Raw genomic sequence first — 21,307 nt, forward strand, 5'->3', positions numbered from 1 at the left:
GGATATCTCCTCACTTGCGTGCGTGGAAGGTGTACGAGCCGGACTCGGCCGCCACCCGGACGACGCTCCCGTTGGCGCCGGCTCCGGCTCCGAGGACGCGCACGCCCGGGGCGGAGGCGAGCGCCCGCCCGCTCTCGGTGACCCGGTCCGCGGTCGCGGCGGGCAGTTCGATCTCGGCGGTGGCACCGACCGGGACGGTAACGCGGAGGACGAATCCGGAGCCGGACTTCGTCCACCGGACCGTGACCGGGCCGTGCGGGGTGGGTGCCGAGGCGTTCACCGACGTCAGGTCGCCCAGCGGTTGCGGCGCGATCCTGATCCGGTCGAAGCCGGGCGCGGCCGGCTCGATACCGGCGAGGTCCTCGGTGAACCACTCGCCGATGGCGCCGCCGAGGAACACGTGGTCGCGGGACCGGGCGTCCAGGTCCCAGCGCTCCCACAGCGTCGTCGCGCCGTTGTCGATCCAGTAGCCCCAGCTCGGGTAGGTGCGCTGGGTGGCGACCTTGTAGGCGAGCTCGCCGTGACCGCGCGCGGTCAGCTCGGTCAGCAGGTACTTGGTGCCGAGCGCGCCGGTGTTGAGGTGGTCGCCGCGCTCCTCGACGTCCCGGACGAGCCGGTCGGTGACGGCCTTCTGCGACTCCTGCGGCGCCAGGCCGAGGGCCAGCGCGATCAGCGCGTTGGTCTGCCGGTAGCCGGGGTCGGTGTCGGTGACGTAGGCGTCGCCGCGCAGGAACGCCTTGTTGAAGGCGTCCTTCATCTTCGCCGCCGCCGCCCGGTAGCGGGCCGCGTCGGCGTCCTGCCCGAGGACCTCGGCGATGCCGGCGATGATCAGCGTGTTGGAGTAGGTGTAGGCGGTGCCGTGCAGCCGCATGTCCTCGGGCGTGTTGCCGCCGTACCCGGGGGCCAGGTAGTCGTTCAGCTTGCTCGGGTAGAGCCCCTCGCCGTCGACGCGGGTGAGCCAGTCGTCCAGGTAGCGGCGCATGGCGGGGTAGTTGTCGGAGAGGACGTCGCGGTCGCCGTACCGCTGGTACATCTGCCACGGGATGACGGTGAACGAGGCGTGCCACGGCGGTGACGGCCATCCGTCGCCGAGGCCCCACCCGTTGTCGGGGACGATCGCGGGGACGAGCCCGTTCGAGCCCTGGCTGTCGCGGTGGTCGGTCATCCACTTGGCGAACAGCCGCCGCAGGTCGTACCGGCCCATCTCCATCTCGGCCATGAGCTGGGCGTCGCCCGTCCACCCGTTCTTCTCGTACATCGGGGTGTCGGTCGGGATGCCGTGCCAGTTGTTGACGACGGTCTGCCGGGTGGCGGTCTCCAGCGTGTTGAACAGCTCGTTGGAGCTGCCGAACGAGCCGGCCGGGCTCAGGTCGCTGTGGACCTCGCGGCCGTCGAGATCGGCGACCGTGGGGGGCTCGCCGGGCCAGCCGGTCACCTCGACGTACTGGAAGCCCTTGTAGGTGTAGCGGGCCTCCCAGGTCTCGGTCGTCCCGCGTCCGGCGAGGATGTACTCGTCGGTCTGCGAGCGTCCGGTGACCAGGCCGTTGCCGGACTGGACGGTGCCGTCGGCGTTGAGCCTCTCGCCGTACTTCAGGGTGATCTTCGTGCCCGCGGGTCCGCGGGTCCGGATGCGGGCCCAGCCGGCGGTGTTGTGCGGCATCTTGAACACGTGGACGCCCGGCTTGGGGCTGGTGACCGCGACGGGCCGCAGCGTGCGCGCGACCTTGATCGGCTCGTGCTCCTCCGGGACCACGGTGGTGGTGGGCGCGGACACGCCCGCCGCCTGCTTCCAGGCGGAGGCGTCGAAGCCGGGACGGTCCCAGCCGGGCTTCTCCTCGCGGGCGTCGTAGGTCTCGCCGCCGTAGAGGGAGTCGAACCGGACCGGGCCCTCGGCGTAGCGCCACGACCCGTCGGTCGCGACGGTCTGGGTGCTGCCGTCGTCGTAGGTGACGACGAGCTGGGCCAGCAGCCGCGGCTCGGCCGTCCAGGGCGTGGCGTGCCAGTTCCAGACGTTCTGCTGGGTCATCCCGTAGAAGCCGCGGCCGAGGCGCGCCCCGATCACGTTGCCGCCGCGCCGCAGCATCCGGGTGACGTCGTGGGTGGTGTACTCGACGCGCTTGTCGTAGCGGACGAAGCCGGGTTCGAGGACCCCGTCGCCGACGCGCCTGCCGTTCAGGCTCAGCTCGGCGTACCCGGCCGCCGCCGCGTACAGCCGGGCCTTGGCGATCTTCTTGCCCCGGACGGCGAAGTCGCGGCGCAGGAGCGGCTCGGGAAGGGTGGGCCGCTCGGGTCTCACCTCGCCCCAGGGCGCACCGCCCCAGGCGGTGAGCACCTTCGCCTCGGCCCAGCTCGCGTCGTCGTAGTCCGCCGCCCGCCAGTCGCCGGACGGCTCCTCGTTGGCGGAGCGCCAGGCCGCGCCGGTGTCGAACCGTTCCGGCTCCTGGCCGGGCAGTTCCAGCCTGCCGAGGAGCCCGGCCGGGCTGACCCTGCCGTTGGTGGCCTTGACGGCGATGACGTTGCGGCCCTGCCGGAGCTTGGACGCCACGTCGACGACGATGGGGCGCCGCCAGTTCTCCGCCTCCGGGTCGGGGTCGCGTGACCCGGCCTCGGCGCCGTTCACCCACGCGGTGAAGCCGTCGTCGGCGGTCATGACCAGCCGGGCGCCCTGCGGCACCGAGGAGAGGTCGAACGTCCCCCGGAAGTAGCGCGACGCGGCGGGCGCCTCGGCGGCCGGGTCGCCCTCGGGGTACCAGATCCAGTTGGTGCCTTTCAGGTCCGGGGTGGACGCTGCGTCGCCGGGGGCGCCGATCCAGGAGCCGCGCCAGCCGGCCTTGGCGAGCGCGGTCTCGAACCAGGTCCGCCTGCTCCAGCCGGTCCAGTCGCCGTCGGCGTCGGCGACCTTGACCCGCCAGGTGTAGCGGGTCGCCGGCTTGAGCGCCGGGCCGCCGTAGCGGACGTCGTAGGACCGCGCCCCGGAGACCGGGCCCGAGTCCCAGACGGTGTCGCCGCCGTCGGCGGTGGCGACCGAGATGCGGTAGGCGGTCTGCCGCTGGCCCCGCTCGCGCGAGGTCAGCCGCCAGCCGAGCCGGGGCTCGGGGTCGGCGACGGCGATCGGGGTGGTGGCGTGCTCGGTCTCCAGCCCGGCGACGCTCAGCGCCGCCCTCTCCCGCGCGTGGGCGGGGGCGGCGACGGCGAGGACGAGCCCGGCCGCGACGGCGGCGGCGGTCCAGCGACGTGGTGAGGTTGGGGGCATCCTCGGGTGCTCCTTGTCGACTCGTCTAGCCGAGCTTGAAGTCGATGACGCGGATCGGGGACGGGGTGGTGCCGGTGGACTTCTGCTGGTACATCACGGACAGGACGCCGTCGGTGGCGACCCGGGAGTCGTCGACGAGGACCTCGCCGAAGGCGTTGAGCGTGCGGTCGCCGGAGTAGTGGGTGCCGTCGAACAGCAGCTTCCAGTCGGTCCAGCCGCCGGCCTTGCTCGCGGCGACGATCCGTCCGAACGGCATGATCACGTAGGCGTTGTCCGCCTTGTCGAACACGATCCGGGAGCGGCCGAAGGCCTCGTTCGGCACCGGGATCTCGACCTTGCGCCATTTCCCGCCGGCGTCGCGGGTCAGGTGGAAGGTGCGCGAGTACGCCTTGCGCTGGGCGGTGAAGTCGGTGACGCACTGGGTGAACCGGCCCGGCACGTAGCTGATGACCACGTGCGGGCGGCCGGCCGCGTCCACGGCCTGGCTCTCCTGGTTCATCAGCGCGTGGTTCGGGTCGAGCGGGTCGACGACCAGCCCCGGATCGTCCAGGGCCACCTGGTCCGCGGTGCCGGTGGCGCCGACGACCTGGCCGGCGTCGTTGCGCCACGTGCGGCCGCGGTCGTCGGAGTACACGTAGCCGGTGTCGTGGTTGGACAGGCCGCCCGGGTGGCACAGGACGCCGAAGTTCTGCTCGCGCCACGTGAACGCGGCGTGCAGGCGGCCGTCCGGGCCGTAGGTGATGCCGTGCACGTACATGTTCCGGGCGGTGCTGGTCTGCCCGTTGCCGGAGTACGTGCCGGCGGCGCCGGACCACTTGCCGAGCCTGGTCCAGCTGCCGCCGCCCGCCGCGTCGTACTCGGCGATCTCGTTGGTGCCGTTGCCGGAGCCGCCCGTCCGGTACACGAGCTGGAGCCTGCGCTCGGGCGTGACGGCGAACTGGGGATAGGTGATGCCGCCCAGGTCGGTGCCGTCGAGGGTGCGCTGGACCGGTCCGAAGCGGGACGCGTCCCAGCGGCCCGGGGACGGATCGGAGGCGAGCCCCGGCTCGGACCTGGTGTAGTAGACCTGGTTGCCGTGGGTGTCCATCGCCACGTGCAGGCGGCCGTCCTGCGGCGACACGCCCATGGAGATGACGTTGTGCGAGTCGTCGGTGCTGAGCTTGTGCGGCAGCGTCACGCTCTTCCACGGGCCGTTCGGCAGGTGCCGCCGCGCGATGACCGCGCTCCGGTCGGCCGTGTACCAGCCGGCGTACTGGTAGCCCGCGTAGGTGAGGATGCCGCTCTGCTGGAACGAGCCGTTGTTGACCAGGCCGTCATAGGACACGAAGTACAGCGCCTTCGCGTCCAGCCGCGTGTCCTTCAGCCTCTGCAGGGCCGGGCCCGCGGCCCGTTCCCCGGCGGGCGCGGCGGCGTCGGCCCGGCCGGCGCCGGTGAGCGCCGCCGCGACCAGGGCTGCGGTGGCCAGGGCCGCGGTCGCGGCGCCGCCCCGGCGGAGCGTCCCGGCCATGGTCAGGCGCCCCAACCGGCGGCCTGGCCGTCCTTGCGCTCCTCGACCACCCGCTCGTAGTAGCCGGACGCCTTGTAGGCGGCGACCGGGTCCGGGTGCAGGCCCATCTCCTCGCGCAGCTCGGCGAGCAGCGGCCGGACGTCGGTGTTGTAGGCGTCCATGAACACCGCGTTGGCCCCGAGGACGTCGCCGGACTCCTGCGCGGCGCGCAGCGCGTCCATGTCCACCAGCAGCGCCTTCGCGGTGGCCTCCTGGACGTTCATCACCGAGCGGATCTGGCCCTGGATCTTCGGCTCGATGTTGTGGCACTGGTCGAGCATGAACGCGACGCCGGCTCCACGTTCTCGCTGGGGGGTGTGGGGGGTCGCCCCCCCACCGGTGTACGCGTCGTAGCCGCCGCCGCGCACCACCTCGTGCATGATGCGGAACAGCTGGAACGGGTCGGCCGCGCCGACCATCAGGTCGTCGTCGGCGTAGAAGCGGGAGTTGAAGTCGAACCCGCCGAGCTTCCCCTCGCGCAGCAGGAACGCCACGATGAACTCGATGTTCGTGCCGGGCGCGTGGTGCCCGGTGTCCACCACGACCTGCGCCTTCGGGCCGAGCCTGACGCAGTGCGCGTAGGAGGCGCCCCAGTCCGGCAGGTCGGTCATGTAGAACGCGGGCTCGAACAGCTTGTACTCCAGCAGGAACCGCTGGTCGTCGCCGAGCCGCTCGTAGACGGCGGCGAGGGCCTCGGCCATCCGGTCCTGGCGGGCGCGGATGTCGTCCTGCCCCGGGTAGTTCGTGCCGTCGGAGAACCACAGCTTCAGGTCGCGGGAGCCGGTGAGGTCCATGATGTCGACCGCTTCGAGGAGGTGGTCGAGGGCCTTGCGGCGGACGGCGGGATCGGGGTTGGTGACGCTGCCGAGCATGTAGTCGTCGTCCTGGAAGACGTTGGTGTTCACCGCCCCGATCCGCACCCCCCTCTCCTTGGCGTGCGCGGCCAGCGCGGCGTAGTCGTCCACCCTGTCCCAGGGGATGTGCACGGCCACGCTGGGCGCGACGCCGGTGAAGCGGTGCACCTGCGCGGCGTCGTCGATCTTCTCCTGCGGGGTGCGCGGCACGCCCCGCTGGGCGAAGACCTTGAACCGGGTCCCCGAGTTCCCGTACGCCCACGAGGGAGTCTCGATCTGCTGGCGGCGCAGGGCGTCCTTCACCGCGCTGGTGTCTGTCACGGTTACCTCTCTCCTATAAAGCTGGGGGGGACGACCCCCCAGACCCCCCGGCAAGTGCGACTGACCGGTGCCCTCCACTCCGCTGGCGCTCCGTTCCAGTCACCGGTCAGTCCAAGTGGAAGACCTCGGTCAGCGGCCGCATGCCCTCATCGGGGCGGCCGTCGAGGTCCTCGAAGTACTGCGCCATCTCCGCCTGCCACCGGGCGTTGACCTCGGTGCGGGCCATGGCCTCCTGGGCGGCCTCGAAGTCGTCGGTCTCCAGGTAGCCGACGAGGAGGCCGTCCTCCCGCAGGAACAGCGAGTAGTTTGTGCCAGCCGGTGTCGCGCAGGGCGTTCTGCATGTCGGGCCAGACCGCCTGGTGGCGCAGCTTGTACTCCTCCAGGCGGTCCTGCCTGACCTTCAGCAGGAAGCACACGCGCTTCCTGCTTTCGGACGTCGTCATCTCGGCTGGGATCAGAAGTGGTACTGGTCGATGTTCTTCGCGTCGAAGACCGTCGGCGGGCCGAGGATGACCTCGCCGTTGGCGCCGATCGTGCGCTCGCCGAGCTTGCCTGCCTTGAACTTCTCGCCCTGCGCGCCGGTGATCTGGCCGGACGACAGCGCCGCCGCCGCGTAGGCCGCGAGGTACCCGAGGTTCTTGGGGTCCCAGAGCTCGAACGCCTCGACCGTGCCGTCCTTGACGAACTTGCGCATCTGGTCCGGGGTCCCGAGGCCGGTCAGCGCGACCTTGCCCTTGTACTTGGAGCCGGAGATGTAGCGGGCCGCGGCGGCGATGCCGACCGTGGTGGGCGAGATGATGCCCTTCAGGTTCGGGTAGGCCTGCAGCAGGCCCTGCGTCTGCTGGAACGACTTCTGGTCGTCGTCGTCACCGTAGGCGATCTTGACGAGCTTCATGCCGGAGTACTCCGGCTTCTTCAGCTCGTCCTGCATGAACTTGATCCAGGTGTTCTGGTTGGTGGCGTTCGCGGTCGCCGACAGGATCGCGATCTCGCCCTTGCCGCCGATCTGCTCGGACAGCAGCTTGACCTCGCTGCGGCCGATCTCCTCGGAGCTGGCCTGGTTGATGAACAGGTCGCGGCAGTCGGGGTTGGTGTCGGAGTCGTAGGCGACGATCTTGATGTCCTTGGACATCGCCTGCTTGAGCGGGCCGCACACCGCGTTCTCGTCGTTGGCGGCGATGAGGATCGCGTCGTGCCGCTGCTGGATCAGCGTGTTGATGTAGGAGACCTGCGAGGACGCGGACGCGTCGGACGGGCCGACCTCCTTGGCCTCGCCGCCGAACTCCTTGGTCGCCGCGATGCCGGCGTTGTCGACGATCGTCTCGTAGGGGTTGTTGACCTGCTTGGGGAGGAAGGCCAGCTTCAGGCCCTTCTTCAGCGGCGCGTTCGGGTTCGCGGAGGCGTTCCCGCCGGACTTGGCGTCCCCCGAGCCGGACGAGGAGTCCTTGGTGGTTCCGCCGCAGGCGGCCAGGCTGAGGGCCAGGACGCTCGCCGTGGCGACGGCGGCCAGCCGGCGCGGGGCGCGCAAACGAGTGGTCATCAGGGTGCCTTTCAGAATTCCGGGTCGTGCTTCGGGGTGGGGGTGGACGCGGCGGGGGGACGGTCTCGGCGGGTCATGGTGCGGCGGCGGGGACCGCGGGTCGCGCGCCCCGCCGCCGGCCTTGTGCCTCGCGCACCACGGCGATCAGCCGCGGCGTGAGGACGCTGATGATGAGCAGCAGCCCGGTGACGATGGACTGGACCTCGGTGGACACGTCGTTGAGCATCAGCAGGTTGCGGAGCAGGCCGATGAGCAGCACGGCCGCGATGACGCCGCCGAGGGTGCCCTTGCCGCCGTCGAAGTCGACGCCGCCGAGCAGCACCGCCGCGATGACGGTGAGCTCCAGGCCGAGCCCGTTGTCGGCGCGGGCGCTGCCGTAGCGGAGCGTGTAGACGATGCCGGCGAACCCGGCGACGAGGCCGGAGACCACGAACAGGACGAGCTTGATGCGCTTGACCCGGATGCCGGCGAAGTAGGCGGCGTCCTCCTGCGCGCCGATCGCGAACAGCGACCGCCCGAGGCCGGTGGCGTGCAGGACGACGCCGGTGAGGAGGGCGAGCACGGCGAACAGCGCGATCGGGTACGGGATCGGGGTGCCCGGGATGGACTGGGTCGCGAGGTCGGTGTAGGCGACGGGGAACTCCGAGATCGCCCCGGTGCCGAGGGTCACGTACGCCAGCCCCCGGTAGAGGGTCATCGTGCCGATCGTCACGGCGAGGGACGGCAGCCCGAGCTTGGTGACGAGCAGGCCGTTGACCAGCCCGCAGACGAGGCCGACGACGAGCACGATCGGGATGATCGTCTCGATCGCCATGCCGCCGTCCCACAGCTTGCCGGTCAGGGCGCTGCACAGGCCGAGGATCGAGGCGACCGACAGGTCGACCTGCCCGCAGACCACCAGCAGCGTCATCGGCAGCGCGATCAGCGCGATCTCGCTGAGGTCGTCCAGCGCGAACGACAGGTTGTCGTTGTTGGCGAAGTCGGGCGAGAACCCGGCCCCGCTCGCGAACACCACGATCAGCAGCGCGGTGACGGCGGTCTCCCACCGCATCAGGCGGCTCATGCCCGGCCCTCCTTCGAAGCCTCGGCGGTCCCGGCCGCGCCGCCGCCGTTCACGTCCCGGTGGACGGTGGACTCCAGCGACCGCTGTTTGAGCGCCCGGGTGACGCGCAGCGCCAGGAGCCGGTCGACGCTGATGGCCAGCAGCAGGAGGACACCGGTGATGGCGTCCTGCCAGAACGAGTTGACCTTGAGCACCACCAGCACGCTGCCGATGGTGGTGAGCAGCAACCCGCCGAGCGCCGCCCCGTACACGGTGCCGACGCCGCCGGTGATGGCGACGCCGCCGACGACCACGGCGCTGACGACCGTCAGCTCCCAGCCGTGCGCGGCGTCCGCGACGACGGTGCCGAACCGGGCGAGCCACAGCACCCCGGCGAGGCCGGCCAGCGCGCCGCTGACCAGGTAGGCGGTCAGGACGCGGCGGCGGATCGGCACGCCCGCGAGCATCGCGGCCTCGGGGCTGGACCCGATCGCGTAGAACTCGCGTCCGGAGGAGTAGGAGCGCAGGTAGAAGCCGACGGCCAGCATCACGATCACGGTGATGATCGGCAGGTACGGGATGCCGAGGACGCCGTCGTTGCCGAGCTTGAGCACCGAGGACGGCAGCTCGGCGGCGCCGATCTGGTCGCCGTGCGCGATGCGGTAGTCGAGCCCCTGGATCACGTAGAGCGTGCCGAGGGTGACCACCAGGGCGGGGACGCGGCAGAAGCTGACCAGCAGGCCGTTCACCAGCCCGCAGACCAGGCCGATGAGGACGCCCACCAGGACGACGAGCACGACGTTGCGGTCGCCGCCGGAGGCGAACTTGCCGGCGCTGAACGCGACGAGCCCGACGACGGACCCGACCGACAGGTCGATGTTGCGGGTGACGACGACCATGCTCTGCCCGACGGCGAGCAGCACCAGGATCGAGGCGTTGAGGAAGATGTCCTTGACGCCCTGCCCCGACAGGAACCGCGGGTTGGCGAGGGTCGTGCCGACGACGAGCAGGACGAGGGCGCCGAGGATGCTCAGCTCGCGGGCGCGCAGCACCAGGTCGACGAGGCGGCGGCCGCCGCCCGGCGGCCCGCCCGAGCCCGGCTTGGCCGGGGACTGTGCGAGGACGGTCATCAGGCCCTGCCTTTCTGGGGGGCGGCCCCCGGACCCCAGGGCGGGCGGCCTGAAGATCCTCGCTTCGCTGCGGTCATCAGGCCGCCTTTCCACTGCCGGGGCGGCCGGTCGCGGCGGCCATCACGCTCTCCTCGGTCGCGTCCGCGCGGGCGATCTCGGCGGTGAGCCGGCCCTCGTGCATGACCAGGACGCGGTCGGCCATGCCGAGCACCTCCGGCAGGTCGGAGGAGATCATCAGCACCGCCAGGTCCTGCGCGGCCAGCTCCGACAGCAGCCGGTGCACCTCGGCCTTGGTGCCGACGTCGATGCCGCGGGTCGGCTCGTCCACGATCAGCACGGCCGGCTCGGTGGCCAGCCACTTGGCGAGCACGACCTTCTGCTGGTTGCCGCCGGACAGCACGCCGACGGCGTCGGTGAGGCGGGAGTACTTGAGCTGGAGGCGCAGGCCCCAGTCGGCGGCGCGGTCGCGCTCGACCTTGCGGGAGATCAGCCCGCCGCGCCCGGTCTCCCGGCGCAGCGCCCTCAGCTGGGTGAGGCCCATGTTCCGCTCGATGGACATGTCCATGACCAGGCCCTGCTGGCGGCGGTCCTCGGGGACGAGGGCGAGCCCGGCCGACATCGCCGCGGTGGGGCTCCCCGCGGGGAGCGCGCGGCCGTCGACCTCGACGCGGCCGGCGTCCCAGCGGTCCACGCCGAAGACGGCGCGGGCGACCTCGCTGCGCCCGGCGCCGACGAGCCCGGCCAGCGCGACGATCTCGCCGCGGCGGACCTCGAAGGAGACGTCGGTGAAGGCGCCCTCGCGGGTCAGCCGGCTGACCTTCAGCGCGACCTCGCCGGGCGCGACGTCCTGCTTGGGGTAGAGCGCGTCCAGGTCGCGGCCGACCATCCGGCGGACGAGGTCGTCGGCGGTGATGTCCTCGGTCCGGTCGGTGCCGACGTAGGTGCCGTCGCGCAGCGTGGTGACCCGCTGGCAGAGCTCGAAGATCTCCTCCAGCCGGTGCGAGATGAACAGGATGGCGCAGCCCTGGTCGCGCAGGGTGCGGGTGACCGTGAACAGCCGCGCGACCTCCTGGCCGGTGAGCGCGGCGGTGGGCTCGTCCATGATGAGGACCCGCGCGTCCCGGGAGATGGCCTTGGCGATCTCGACGACCTGCTGGTCGGCGATGGACAGCCCGCGGGCGGGCTGCTGAGGGTCCAGCGCGACGCCGAGCCGGCCGAACAGCCGGGCGGCCTCGGCGTGCATGGCGCGGCGGTCGATGCGGCCGAGCGCGCCGCGCGGCTGGCGGCCCATGAAGATGTTCTCGGCGACCGACAGGTCGGGGAACAGGGTGGGCTCCTGGTAGATGACCGCGACGCCGGCGGCCTGCGCGTCGGCGGGCCCGCCGAACGCGACGGCCGTGCCGTCCACCCGCACCTCGCCCGCGTCGGGGCGGTGCACGCCTGCGAACGTTTTTACAACCGTGGACTTGCCCGCGCCGTTCTCCCCGGCCAGGGCGTGCACCTCGCCCGCGTGGAGCTCCAGGGTGACGCCCTGGAGGGCGCGCACGGCGCCGAACGACTTACTCACGTTGACCAGTGCCAATGTCGGCGGCGCCGACCGGCCCGGTGCACCCATCGCGGCCCTCCTCGCGGGGGACGTCTGTGACGTACGAATGAAAAACGTTTTAACAGGATGTTGCGGAGGACGCTAGATGTGAGCCGGAGCACTCGTCAAGAGGTGATCTCTCGGCGGCCCCCCGCCGAGCCTGCGCAAAGCCCGTGCTCGCAAGGGCGGCGAAGTTTTCGGAATCGGCCGCGGCCGGGACCGGCCAGCGAGGTTTGCCGGGCCCGCGTCCCGACTCCGGGGTTGACACGTTTTAATCCGATGACCCAAAGTGAGCGGCGACACGGCACGCGGACGGACCGGGGGCACACCGATTGAGCACAGACGACACCGGACGTCCCGAGAACCCGGGCAGAACGGTCGGGATCAAGCAGGTCGCGGCGCACGCCGGTGTCTCGCCGGGCACCGTGTCCAACGTGCTCAACCGGCCCGAGCGGGTCGCCGCGGCGACCCGGGCCCGGGTCGAGCGGGCGATCCGCGAGCTGGGCTTCGTCCGCAACGGCTCGGCGTCCACGCTGCGCGCCGGGCACAGCAGCACGATCGGCCTCATGGTGCTCGACCTCGGCAACCCGTTCTTCACCGACGTGGCGCGCGGCGTGGAGGACACCGCCAGCGAGCGCGGCTACGCGGTGATCCTGTCGTCGTCGGGCGAGTCGAACGAGCGGGAGCAGCGCAACCTGCGGGTGTTCGCCGAGCAGCGGGTCCGCGGCGTGCTGCTGACCCCGGTCGGCGACGACGGCGAGACCGCCGACCGGCTGCGCGAGCGCAACGTCCCGGTGGTGCTGCTCGACCATCCGACGCCGCGCGCCAACCAGTGCTCGGTCGCCGTCGACGACGTCGCGGGCGGCGAGCTGGCCGCCGGCGAGCTGCTGGACGGCGGCGCCCGCACGCTCGCGTTCGTCACCGGGCCGACGGTGCTGCGCCAGTGCGCCGACCGCCGCAAGGGCGCGCTGCGGGCGCTGCGCGCCGCCGGCCTCGGCCGCGAGGCGATGCGCGAGGTGGCCGTCGGGGCGATGAACGCCCGGTCCGGGCAGGAGGCGGCGCGGCGGCTGCTGGAGGCGGGCCCGCCGCTGCCCGACGCGATCTTCTGCGCGAACGACCTGCTCGCGCTCGGTGTGCTGCGCGTCCTGCTGCAGGCCGGGGTGAAGGTGCCGACTGACGTCGCGCTGATCGGGTACGACGACATCGAGTTCTCGGCCGCGGCGGCCGTCCCGCTCAGCTCGGTGCGGCAGCCCACGTACCAGCTCGGCCGGATCGCGACCGAGCTGCTGCTGGAGGAGTGCGACGAATCGGGCGGGCACGCCCACCAGCAGGTCATGTTCCAACCCGAACTGGTGGTCCGCGAGTCCAGCCGCTCCCCGTCCGGAGGCGCCTCATGAAGGTCGCGCTGTTCCTCACCTGCGTCAACGACACGATGTTCCCGGGAACGGGCAAGGCGGTGGTCCGGCTGCTGCGGCGGCTCGGCCACGACGTCGAGTTCCCCGAAACGCAGACCTGCTGCGGGCAGATGCATCTCAACACCGGCTACCGGCGGCAGGCGCTCCCCCTGGTCAAGGGGTTCGCCGAGACGTTCGAGCCCTACGACGCGATCGTGACGCCGTCCGCCTCGTGCGGGGCGATGATCCGGGACTGGCATCCGAGGCTGGCGCCGCGCTCGGCCGGGGTGGCGTCGCGGGTGTACGAGCTGTCGGAGTTCCTGGTGGACGTCCTCGGCGTCACCGACGTCGGCGCGTACTTCCCGCACCGCGTCACCTACCACCCGACGTGCCACTCGCTGCGGATGCTGCACGTGGGCGACCGCCCGCTGCGGCTGCTGCGCGAGGTCCGCGGCATCGACCTGGTCGACCTGCCGGACGCCGCCGAGTGCTGCGGGTTCGGCGGGACGTTCGCGCTGAAGAACTCCGAGGTGTCGGCGGCGATGTGCGCGGACAAGGTCACCGCCGTCCGGGAGACGAGGGCCGAGGCGCTGTGCGCGGCCGACAACTCCTGCCTGATGCACATCGGGGGCGCGCTCACCCGCACACGCGCGGGGGTGCGGGCCGTCCACCTGGCCGAGATCCTCGCCTCCACGGAGGAGGACCCGTCACGATGAGCGAAGCGAAGATGCCGACCTACGTCGGGATGCCGTCGTTCCCGGACGCCGCCCGGCGCGCGGTGGCCGACACCCGGCTGCGCGGCAACCTGGCGCACGCGACCACGACGATCCGGGGGCGGCGCGCCTCCGCGGTCGCGGAGCTGGACGACTGGTCCGCGCTGCGCGAGGCGGGCAAGCAGATCAAGGACCACGTCCTGGAGAACCTCTCCCACTACCTGCGGCTGCTGGAGGAGAAGGTCACCGAGGCCGGCGGGACGGTGCACTGGGCGCGGGACGCGGCCGAGGCCAACCGGATCGTGGCCGACCTGGTGAAGGCGACCGGCGAGACCGAGGTCGTCAAGGTCAAGTCGATGGCCACGCAGGAGATCGGCCTCAACGAGTTCCTCGCCGAGGAGGGCATCACCGCCTACGAGACCGACCTCGCCGAGCTGATCGTCCAGCTCGGGGACGACCGGCCGTCGCACATCCTCGTCCCGGCGATCCACCGGAACCGGTCCGACATCCGCGACATCTTCCTGCGCACGATGCAGGACGCGCCGGAGGGCCTGACCGACTCCCCCGCCGAGCTGGCCGAGGCCGCCCGGCGGCACCTGCGCGCCAAGTTCCTGTCGGCGAAGGTCGGGGTGTCGGGGGTGAACTTCGCCGTCGCCGACACCGGCTCGCTCGTCGTGCTGGAGTCGGAGGGCAACGGGCGGATGTGCCTGACGCTCCCCGAGACGCTGATCTCGGTGATGGGCGTGGAGAAGATCGTGCCCGGCTGGCGGGACCTGGAGGTGTTCCTGCAGCTGCTGCCCCGCTCGTCCACGGCCGAGCGGATGAACCCCTACACCTCCACCTGGACGGGCGTCTCCCCCGGCGACGGCCCGCGCGACTTCCACCTCGTCCTGCTCGACAACGGCCGCACCGACACGCTGGCCGACGAGGTGGGCCGGCAGGCGCTGCGCTGCATCCGCTGCTCCGCGTGCCTGAACGTGTGCCCGGTCTACCAGCGCGCGGGCGGCCACGCCTACGGGTCGCCGTATCCGGGGCCGATCGGCGCGATCCTGTCGCCCCAGATCAGGGGCATCGGGTCGAAGGTGGACGCCTCGCTGCCCTACGCCTCGTCGCTGTGCGGGGCGTGCTTCGAGGCGTGCCCGGTCGCGATCGACATCCCGGAGGTGCTCGTCCACCTGCGGGCCCGCGCCGTGGAGAAGGGCCCGCGCCATCCGCTGGAACGGGTGGCGATGGCGGCGGCCGGGTGGACGCTGCGCTCCCCCACCCGGCTGGCGCTGGCGCAGCGCGCCGCGTCCGCGAGCCGCCGCGCCGTGGCGCGCCGCGGCCGGATCCGGCGGCTGCCCGGCCCGCTGAGCGCGTGGACCGAGACGCGGGACGCGCCCGCGCCGCCGCCCGAGTCGTTCCGCGCCTGGTGGGCCCGCACGGACGGCGGCCGGAAGGAGGGGGAGGACACGTGAACGCGCGCGAGGAGATCCTCGGCCGGATCGAGCGGGTGATGCCCGAACGGCCGGCCGCCGAGGTCGCCGCCTCCTACGACCGGATCGACCGCGGCTACCTGCGCCGCCACCACGAGGACGGCGTGCTCGACCTGTTCGCGGAGCGGGTCGCCCACTACCGGGCGACGGTCCTGCGGGTCTCCCCGGCGGAGATCGCCGCGACGGTCGCGGAGCGGCTCGCGGCCCGTCCCGGCTCGTACGGCGTTCCGTCCGACCTGCCGGAGGAGTGGACGTCCGCGGCGGGGGACGTGATCGTCCGCGACCCGTCGGTCCCGTCCCTGGACGGGCTCGCGGGCGCGGTCACCGGCTGCGCCGCCGCCATCGCCGAGACGGGCACGATCGTGCTCGACCACGGCGCCGCGCAGGGGGCGCGCGCGCTGTCGCTCGTCCCCGACTACCACCTGATCGTCGTCCTGGCGGACCAGGTCGCCCCGGACGTGCCGGAGGCGCTCGAACGGCTGGACCCTCGGCGCCCGCTGACGTTCGTGTCGGGCCCGTCGGCCACGAGCGACATCGAGCTGTCCCGCGTCGAGGGCGTGCACGGGCCGAGGACGCTGGAGGTGCTGGTCGTCACATGAGCGAAGCGACCTTCGCCGCCGTGGACCTGGGGGCGTCGAGCGGCCGTGTGATGGCCGGGCGCGTCGGGCCGGGCACCCTCGCCCTGGACGAGGTCCGGCGCTTCGCGAACCGCCCGGTCAGGGTCAACGGCACCCTGCACTGGGACGTCCTCGGGCTCTACGGCAACGTCCTGGACGGCCTGCGCGCCGCGCCGCACGGCCTGGTGTCGGCCGGCATCGACTCGTGGGCGGTCGACTACGGCCTGCTGGACGGGGGCGGCGACCTGCTCGGCAATCCCGTCCACTACCGCGACGGCCGCACGGCCGGGGTGATGGAGCGGATCCGCGCCGAGCTGGGCGACGACCTGCTCTACCAGGCGTCCGGCCTGCAGTTCCTGCCGTTCAACACGATCTACCAGCTGGCGGCGGACGACCTGGCCGCGGCGAGCACGCTCCTGCTGATCCCGGACCTGCTGGCCTACTGGCTGACGGGCGAGATCGGCGCGGAGCGGACGAACGCATCCACGACCGGCCTCCTGGACGTCCGCGAAGGCACCTGGTCGGCGGAGCTCCTCGCCCGGCTGGACCTGCCGGCGGCGATCCTCCCGCCGCTCCGCGACCCCGGCTCGGTGATCGGCGCGCTCCGGCCGGACGTGGCGGCCGAGACCGGCCACGGCGCCCTGCCCGTCACGGCCGTCGGCTCCCACGACACCGCGTCCGCCGTCGTCGCCGTGCCCGCGACGACGGAGCGGTTCGCCTACATCTCGTGCGGCACCTGGTCGCTGGTGGGGGTGGAGCTGGACGCGCCCGTCCTGACCGAGGCGAGCCGCAAGGCCAACTTCACCAACGAGGGCGGCGTCGACGGGACGGTCCGTTACCTGCGGAACGTGATGGGGCTGTGGCTGCTCCAGGAGTCCCTGCGCACCTGGGGCGGCCCCGACCTGCCCGCCCTGCTCGCCGAGGCCGCGGACGTCCCGGGCCTGCGCTCCCTCGTCGACCCCGACGACCCGGAGTTCCTGCCGCCCGGCGACATGCCCGCCCGGATCGCCGCGCACTGCCGCCGCCGGGGGTTCCCCGAGCCGTCGACCCGGGCCGAGACCGTCCGCTGCATCCTGGACAGCCTCGCCCTGGCGCACCGCGCCGCGCTCCGCCAGGCGTCCCGCCTGTCGGGCCGGGACGTCGACGTCGTCCACCTGGTCGGCGGCGGCAGCCGCAACGACCTGCTGTGCCGGCTGACCGCCGACGCCGGCGGCCTGCCGGTGGTGGCGGGTCCGGTGGAGGCGACCGCGCTCGGCAACGTCCTGATCCAGGCCCGCGCCCACGGCGCGGCCGGCGGCCTGGCCGAGTGCCGGGCGCTGGTGGCCGCCACCCAGGACGTCCGCCGCTACACGCCGTCCGGGGACGAGGCGCGCTGGAGGGAAGCCGCCGCCCGCCTGGGGCTGGAGGGCTGACCCGTGCCTCCGGGCGCCCCGGGATGTCACGGTGCCGGGACGGTTTACCTTCCCAAGGTTGACATGGGGCGCCCGAGGGCCGTTCATTGCTAATGGACGGAGGAGACCGGCCCGCGGGCACCGCGCGCGGGCGGGGGCGTGTTGCCCCACCTTATTGACGTTCCACCCGATAAGGTAAGTCCGCCAGTTCTCAGGGACCACGACGACGAGCAGGATCACGGCGTATCGACCGCCTGGTGGGGTGTGAGCATGGAGGGTCGTGCGGCCCGCGGCGCCGGGGGGCGGCCCGGCAACGGCCCGCTGGTCGGCCGGCGCGACGCGCTGCGCGAGATCGACCGCGTGCTGGACGCGGCCGAGGGCGGCTACGGTTTCCTGGCGATGGTCGGCGAGCCCGGCGCGGGCAAGTCGCGGCTGCTGAACGAGCTGGCGGACGCCGCGGGCGCGCGCAAGCTGCCGTACGTGGCGGGCCGGGCGGCCGAGTTCGAGCAGGAGATGCCGTTCGGCGCCGTCGTCGACGCCCTCGACGACCACCTCGAAGACCAGACCCTGCACCTGTCGCAGGGCGCGCTGCGGCTGCTGGGGACGGTGTTCCCCGCGCTCGCCGACATCACCGGCGAGCCGCCCGCCGCCTCCCCGGAGTCCCGGACGGCGCGCTACCAGCTGCACCGGACCGTCCGGCACCTGCTGGAGGACCTGGCCGAGCCGTCCGGGCTGGTGCTGATCCTGGACGACCTGCACTGGGCCGACGACGCGACCATCGAACTGCTGGACCATCTCGTCCGGCACCCGCCGCGCGGCCGGGTGCTGGTCGCGGTCGCCTACCGGCCCGCCCAGGCGTCGCCGCGGCTGGCGGCGCTGGTGGACGCGGCCGGCCCGCAGGGCGTGCGGGTCGCCGTCGACCCGCTCAGCGAGAGCGAGGTCAGGGAGTTCCTCGGCCCGGACGTCAGCCACACCCGGTGCAGGGCCCTGTTCAAGGCCAGCGGCGGCAACCCCTTCTACCTTGAGGCGCTGTCGAAGATGCCGGACGGGGCCGCCCCGGCGGGCGGCGACGGCATCGACCGGCAGAGCTGGCAGAAGGGCGTAGCGAGCCTCACCGAGGTGCCGCCGCCGGTGCGGGCGGCGCTGCAGGTGGAGCTGAGCGCGCTGCCGCCCGAGGCGCTGCGGATGGCGCGCGGCGCCGCCGTCGCCGCGGACGTGTTCGAGCCCGCGCTCGCCGCCGTCGCCGCGGAGATGGAGCAGAACGCCGCGCTCACCGCCCTGGACGTGCTGACCGGCCACGACGTGGTGCGGCCCGCGCCGGGCGGCCGGTTCCGGTTCCGGCACCCCCTCGTGCGGCACGTCGCCTACGCCTCCACTGCGGCCGGCTGGCGGATCGCCGCGCACTCCCGTGTCTCCTCGCGGCTGGCCGAGCTGGGCGCCCCGGCGGCCGTCCGCGCCCACCACGTGGTGCGGTCGGCGCGGTTCGGCGACGCCGAGGCGATCCGGACGCTGGTGGAGGCCGCCCGCGTCGTGGCGCAGCAGGCGCCCGGCACCGCCGCGTACTGGCTGCAGGCCGCCCTCGACCTGATGCCCGACGGCGCCGACGCCGCCTACCCGGACCGCCTCGCGCTGCTGGTCGAGCTGGCCCAGGCGCAGGCGGTCAGCGGCCACGCCGAGGAGGGCCGCGACAGCGCCCGCACCCTGCTCGGCCTGCTGCCGTCCGACGACACCGTCCGCCGCGCCCGCACCGTGCACATGTGCGCGGTGATGGAGCGCCAGCTCGGCCGGATCCACGAGGCGCGCGCCCTGGTGCTGGACGAGCTGCGCCGCATCACCGACCGGCAGACGCCCGAGGCGGTGCTGCTGCGGATCCGGCTCGTCGCCGACCGCATCCAGAAGATCGACACCCGCGGGTCGCAGGCCGTCCTGGACAGCATTCCCGAACGGGACCCCGGCTGGGGCCCCGGGCTGACCGCGGCGGTGGCGTCGATGCGCCCGATCGTGTCGTACGGGCGGGGCCAGATCGACGAGGCGATCGCCTACGCGCGGACCGCCGACCAGCTGTTCTCCGCCGCGTCCGACAACGACTTCGCCGACTGCCTGGACTGCTTCGCCTGGCTGGTGTTCGCCGAGTCGTTCCTCGGCATGTACGACGAGGCGCTGCGGCACGTCGAGCGGCTGGTGTCGATCACCCGGACGACGGGCCAGACGTTCATCCTCGGCTACATGCTGGCCGGGCAGTCGCGCGTCCTCACCCAGCTCGGGCGGCTGGAGGAGGCCTCCGCCGTCGCCGACGAGGCCACCGCCGTCGGCCGCGACCTGCGGTCCAAGGAGGTGCTGGCCTACGGGCTGATGCAGCAGTGCCTCACGGCGAGCTGGATCGGCGACCACGAGCGGGCGGTCCGCGCCGGGGACGAGGCCGTCGCCAACGACACCGGCTCGGGCGAGTGGTGGACCCACATGGCGCACGTCGCGCGCGCCATCGCGGTGATCAACGAGGGGCGGCTGGAGGAGGGCGCGACCGCGCTGATCGCCGCGTGCGGCGACGGCACCCAGGGCCTGGACTTCAGCACGCTGGTGATCTGCGCCGAGGCGCTGGCCGCGGTCCGCGCCGCGCAGGAGGACCACGCCGACGCAGCCGCGTGGGCCGGCATCGCCGACGCGATCGCCAATCCGGCGCTGACCGGCGACGTCGGGCTGGCGAAGCTGACCCGCGCGCACGCCGTCCGGGCGAGCGACCCGGCCGCGTCGGCCGCGCTGGCCGCGGAGGCCGCCGACCTGCTCGCCAAGGCGGGCCGCCGGCCCGAGGCCGGCCGCGCCGAGCTGGCCGCCGGCGTCGCGCACGCCGCCGCCGGCGAGCGCACCGCGGCCCGCGAGCGGCTGCGCGCGGCGGCGGAGACCTTCGAGGCGTGCGGGATGCGCGGGCTGCTGGCCCAGACCGTCCGCGAGCAGCGCCGCCTCGGCGTCCGGGTGCCGACCACGCCCGCGCCCCAGGGCCGGCCCAAGGGCGCCAAGAAGGACCTGCCGTTCGGGCTCTCGCCGCGCGAGCACGAGATCGCGCTGCTGGTCGCCGAGGGCAAGAGCAACCAGCAGATCGCCGAGCAGCTGTTCCTCAGCGTCCGGACGGTCGAGACCCATCTCTCCCGCGTGTTCGCCAAGATCGGCGTCTCCTCGCGCGTCGGTGTCGCGACCGCTATGAACCGTTCCGCCTAGATCCGACTCTTACATCACGTACGTCCCGTACGCGCGCCAGACCCCGCAGCGCACGTAAGTACGGGTTCTCCACGATGCCGCGCCGATATTCGGGTTTGGCAAGGTTAGGGCGTCGGAAACGCCGGAGGGGATCACCATGGACCAGGAGCGGATCGCGCGCTTCACGCACGCGGGCGTCGCCGATGCCGACGTGTCCGTGCACCCCTTCGCGACCGGGGACGGCCTCGGCCTGACCCTGACCCGGTTCCGCCGCGCGCAGAGCGACGACGTGGTCCTGCTGGTGCACGGCCTGACGACGTCCAGCGACATGTACATCATGCCGGAGCACGCCAACCTGGTGAACTACCTGCACGACGCCGGGTTCGGCGACGTGTGGGCGCTGGACTTCCGGATGAGCGGCCGGTTCCCCTACAACGCCGAGACCCAGCGCTACAACCTCGACGACATCGCGCTCTTCGACCACCCGGCGGCGATGGCCGAGCTGCGCCGCCACATCGGGGGCCGGCGCGTGCACGTGATCTCCCACTGCCTGGGCGCCGTGTCGTTCTCCATGGCCCTGTTCGCCGGGACCGTCACCGGCGTCACCAGCCTCGTCTGCAACAGCGTCTCGCTGACGCCGCGGACGCCGCTCTGGTCGAGGGTCAAGCTCGCGTACGGGCCGGCGCTGATGGAGTACGTCGTCGGACCGTGCCATCTCGACCCGCGCTACGGGGCCGCCCCCGTGCTGACCCGCGGCTGGACGCTCGCCAAGGCGGTCGGGCCGTTCCACCGCGACTGCTCTGAGCCGGCCTGCCACATGCTCAGCTTCATGTGGGGCGGCGGCAAGCCGATCTTCACGCACGAGAAGATGTCGCCGGTCACGCACGGGCGCCTGCCCGACCTGTTCGGGGCGTGCAACGTCCACTACTACCGGCACATCCACGCGATGGTGAAGGCCGGCCGCGCGGTGAAGTACGCCCCCCGCTCCGCCCGGCACGCGAGCCTGCCGGACGACTACCTGGCCGGCGCCGCCGAGGTCACCACGCCGATCCTGTTCCTCACCGGAGACCGCAACAACGTGTTCACCGACTCGAACATCGTCTGCCACCGCGCCCTTGAGAAGATCGCGCCGGGCCGGCACGAGCTGGCGATCCTGCCGGGCTACGGCCACCAGGACGTCTTCATGGGCAAGAGCATCGACATCGAGGTGCTGCCGCAGGTGCTCGACTTCCTCAAGCGGAAGGCGGGCTGACG

14 protein-coding genes and 1 pseudogene are annotated in these 21,307 nt (G+C 72.8%); 7 read left to right on the forward strand and 8 right to left on the reverse strand.

Annotation, left to right across the window (positions count from 1 at the left end):
- Positions 1–10 precede the first annotated feature (10 nt).
- The 8 genes and pseudogenes from K8Z49_RS10695 to K8Z49_RS10730 form a co-directional block, all read right to left on the reverse strand.
- On the reverse strand, positions 11–3,253 hold the full coding sequence (locus K8Z49_RS10695) for a family 78 glycoside hydrolase catalytic domain (RefSeq protein WP_412518454.1): 3,243 nt from the start codon (positions 3,251–3,253) through the stop codon (positions 11–13).
- A 25-nt stretch (positions 3,254–3,278) separates the two neighbouring features.
- The gene (locus K8Z49_RS10700; protein ID WP_412518456.1) at positions 3,279–4,760 is read right to left on the reverse strand and encodes a BNR repeat-containing protein; all 1,482 of its coding nucleotides are present in this window, start codon (positions 4,758–4,760) and stop codon (positions 3,279–3,281) included.
- Between the two features lie 2 nt (positions 4,761–4,762).
- Positions 4,763–5,974, reverse strand: a complete 1,212-nt coding sequence (rhaI, locus tag K8Z49_RS10705; RefSeq protein ID WP_412518458.1) for an L-rhamnose isomerase — start codon at positions 5,972–5,974, stop codon at positions 4,763–4,765.
- A 106-nt stretch (positions 5,975–6,080) separates the two neighbouring features.
- Positions 6,081–6,417, reverse strand: a pseudogene (locus K8Z49_RS10710) (L-rhamnose mutarotase).
- 11 nt (positions 6,418–6,428) lie between these two features.
- Positions 6,429–7,514 (reverse strand): rhamnose ABC transporter substrate-binding protein, encoded by a 1,086-nt coding sequence (rhaS, locus tag K8Z49_RS10715; protein ID WP_024935544.1) that lies wholly within the window; start codon positions 7,512–7,514, stop codon positions 6,429–6,431.
- A 73-nt stretch (positions 7,515–7,587) separates the two neighbouring features.
- Positions 7,588–8,577 carry an ABC transporter permease gene (locus K8Z49_RS10720; RefSeq protein ID WP_021598293.1) on the reverse strand — a complete coding sequence of 330 codons (990 nt, stop codon included), beginning with the start codon at positions 8,575–8,577 and terminating at the stop codon, positions 7,588–7,590.
- A complete protein-coding gene (locus tag K8Z49_RS10725) occupies positions 8,574–9,686 on the reverse strand; it encodes an ABC transporter permease (protein ID WP_021598292.1) in 1,113 nt (370 codons plus the stop codon). Before K8Z49_RS10725 ends, K8Z49_RS10720 begins: the two co-directional genes overlap by 4 nt.
- Before the next feature lie 76 nt (positions 9,687–9,762).
- The gene (locus K8Z49_RS10730; RefSeq protein ID WP_024935545.1) at positions 9,763–11,301 is read right to left on the reverse strand and encodes a sugar ABC transporter ATP-binding protein; all 1,539 of its coding nucleotides are present in this window, start codon (positions 11,299–11,301) and stop codon (positions 9,763–9,765) included.
- A 302-nt stretch (positions 11,302–11,603) separates the two neighbouring features.
- Here K8Z49_RS10730 and K8Z49_RS10735 point away from each other — a divergent pair, with 302 nt between their 5' ends.
- From K8Z49_RS10735 to K8Z49_RS10765, 7 genes are all read left to right on the forward strand, one after another.
- On the forward strand, positions 11,604–12,668 hold the full coding sequence (locus K8Z49_RS10735; RefSeq protein ID WP_021598289.1) for a LacI family DNA-binding transcriptional regulator: 1,065 nt from the start codon (positions 11,604–11,606) through the stop codon (positions 12,666–12,668).
- Positions 12,665–13,381, forward strand: a complete 717-nt coding sequence (locus K8Z49_RS10740) for a (Fe-S)-binding protein (RefSeq protein WP_021598288.1) — start codon at positions 12,665–12,667, stop codon at positions 13,379–13,381. The genes K8Z49_RS10735 and K8Z49_RS10740 overlap by 4 nt, the downstream gene beginning before the upstream one ends.
- A complete protein-coding gene (locus K8Z49_RS10745) occupies positions 13,378–14,835 on the forward strand; it encodes a LutB/LldF family L-lactate oxidation iron-sulfur protein (RefSeq protein WP_412518463.1) in 1,458 nt (485 codons plus the stop codon). The genes K8Z49_RS10740 and K8Z49_RS10745 overlap by 4 nt, the downstream gene beginning before the upstream one ends.
- Positions 14,832–15,452 (forward strand): LutC/YkgG family protein, encoded by a 621-nt coding sequence (locus K8Z49_RS10750; protein WP_021599678.1) that lies wholly within the window; start codon positions 14,832–14,834, stop codon positions 15,450–15,452. The genes K8Z49_RS10745 and K8Z49_RS10750 overlap by 4 nt, the downstream gene beginning before the upstream one ends.
- Positions 15,449–16,882: a rhamnulokinase gene (locus K8Z49_RS10755; protein WP_412518465.1), complete on the forward strand. Its 1,434-nt coding sequence runs from the start codon at positions 15,449–15,451 to the stop codon at positions 16,880–16,882. The genes K8Z49_RS10750 and K8Z49_RS10755 overlap by 4 nt, the downstream gene beginning before the upstream one ends.
- Positions 16,883–17,131: 249 nt before the next feature.
- Positions 17,132–20,074: a helix-turn-helix transcriptional regulator gene (locus K8Z49_RS10760; RefSeq protein WP_412518468.1), complete on the forward strand. Its 2,943-nt coding sequence runs from the start codon at positions 17,132–17,134 to the stop codon at positions 20,072–20,074.
- Between the two features lie 136 nt (positions 20,075–20,210).
- Entirely contained in the window at positions 20,211–21,305 is a 1,095-nt protein-coding gene (locus tag K8Z49_RS10765) for an alpha/beta hydrolase (RefSeq protein WP_412518470.1), read from the forward strand.
- Positions 21,306–21,307 lie beyond the last annotated feature (2 nt).

The sequence above is a fragment of the Actinomadura madurae genome, from assembly GCF_047130825.1.
Taxonomy (GTDB): Bacteria; Actinomycetota; Actinomycetes; order Streptosporangiales; family Streptosporangiaceae; genus Spirillospora; species Spirillospora madurae.

Excerpts from the sequence above, each read along its gene's own strand:
- K8Z49_RS10695 (WP_412518454.1), bottom strand. The coding sequence starts at position 3,253 with ATGCCCCCAACCTCACCACGTCGCTGGACCGCCGCCGCCGTCGCGGCC.
- K8Z49_RS10700 (WP_412518456.1), bottom strand. The coding sequence starts at position 4,760 with ATGGCCGGGACGCTCCGCCGGGGCGGCGCCGCGACCGCGGCCCTGGCC.
- rhaS (WP_024935544.1), bottom strand. The coding sequence starts at position 7,514 with ATGACCACTCGTTTGCGCGCCCCGCGCCGGCTGGCCGCCGTCGCCACG.
- K8Z49_RS10720 (WP_021598293.1), bottom strand. The coding sequence starts at position 8,577 with ATGAGCCGCCTGATGCGGTGGGAGACCGCCGTCACCGCGCTGCTGATC.
- K8Z49_RS10725 (WP_021598292.1), bottom strand. The coding sequence starts at position 9,686 with ATGACCGTCCTCGCACAGTCCCCGGCCAAGCCGGGCTCGGGCGGGCCG.
- K8Z49_RS10730 (WP_024935545.1), bottom strand. The coding sequence starts at position 11,301 with ATGGGTGCACCGGGCCGGTCGGCGCCGCCGACATTGGCACTGGTCAAC.
- K8Z49_RS10740 (WP_021598288.1), top strand. The coding sequence starts at position 12,665 with ATGAAGGTCGCGCTGTTCCTCACCTGCGTCAACGACACGATGTTCCCG.
- K8Z49_RS10745 (WP_412518463.1), top strand. The coding sequence starts at position 13,378 with ATGAGCGAAGCGAAGATGCCGACCTACGTCGGGATGCCGTCGTTCCCG.
- K8Z49_RS10755 (WP_412518465.1), top strand. The coding sequence starts at position 15,449 with ATGAGCGAAGCGACCTTCGCCGCCGTGGACCTGGGGGCGTCGAGCGGC.
- K8Z49_RS10760 (WP_412518468.1), top strand. The coding sequence starts at position 17,132 with ATGGAGGGTCGTGCGGCCCGCGGCGCCGGGGGGCGGCCCGGCAACGGC.
- K8Z49_RS10765 (WP_412518470.1), top strand. The coding sequence starts at position 20,211 with ATGGACCAGGAGCGGATCGCGCGCTTCACGCACGCGGGCGTCGCCGAT.